Here is a 1002-nt window from a genome sequence, read left to right on the forward strand (position 1 = left end):
GGCGAAGACGTGACCGCGCTGCCGCCGAACAAGCGCAACGTCAACACCGTCTTCCAGAGCTACGCGCTGTTCGACCATCTCAGCATCGCCGACAACGTCGCCTTCGGCCTCAAGCGCAAGGGCGTCGAGAAGGCGGAGACCCGGCGCCGCGTCGGCGAGATGCTGGAACTGGTCCAGCTCGACGGCTTCGCCGGGCGCAAGCCTCGCACCCTCTCCGGCGGCCAGCGCCAGCGCGTCGCCCTCGCCCGCGCCCTGGTCAACCGGCCGGCCGTCCTCCTGCTCGACGAACCGCTCGCGGCCCTCGACCTGAAGCTGCGCCGCCAGATGCAGGTGGAGCTCAAGCAGATCCAGCGCGAGGTCGGCATCACCTTCGTCTTCGTCACCCACGACCAGGACGAGGCACTGACCATGTCGGACCGGATCTGCGTCATGAACGAGGGCCGCGTCGAGCAGTGCGGCACCCCCGAGGACGTGTACGAGCACCCCGCCAGCCGCTTCGTCGCCTCCTTCATGGGCACCTCCAACCTGATGACCGGCACCTACCGCGGCGGCGAGGTCACCCTCGACCAGGGCCCCGCCCTGCCCGTCGGCCCCCGAGCCGCCATCGCCGACGGAACCTCGGTCAGCGTCTCCGTACGCCCCGAGAAGGTCTGGCTGTCCGACTTCGAACCGGGCATGTCGGTGCTGCGCGGAGTCGTCCGCGCGACCGTCTACAGCGGCCCCACCACCACGTATCTGATCGAACTCGCGCCCGGCGTCACCCTGTCCGTGCTGGAGCAGAACACGGCGCGCGCCCGCATGGAGGACCGCTGGAGCGGTGGCGAGACGGTCGAGTTCGGCTGGCGGCCCGAGCACTGCCTCGTCCTCGCCTGACCGCCCCCACCCGATCTGAAAGCGAAACCGATGCATCACGACGTGATCGTTCTCGGCGCCGGGCTGGCCGGGCTCGCCGCCGCCCGGGACCTGGCCGCCGCCGGCACCGACGTGCTCGTCCTGGAGGCC

General features: G+C 70.7%; 2 protein-coding genes. Both read left to right on the forward strand.

Translation table 11 applies throughout. From position 1 onward, the window contains the following. Positions 1-873, forward strand: an 873-nt coding sequence (locus ACWEBX_RS41510) for an ABC transporter ATP-binding protein (RefSeq protein WP_451889830.1), incomplete at its 5' end; no start/stop codon positions are given. Positions 874-903: 30 nt separating this feature from the next. Next, a partial coding sequence (locus ACWEBX_RS41515; protein WP_451889831.1) for an FAD-dependent oxidoreductase occupies positions 904-1002 on the forward strand: 99 nt, incomplete at its 3' end.

The organism is Streptomyces sp. NPDC005070, assembly GCF_053600395.1.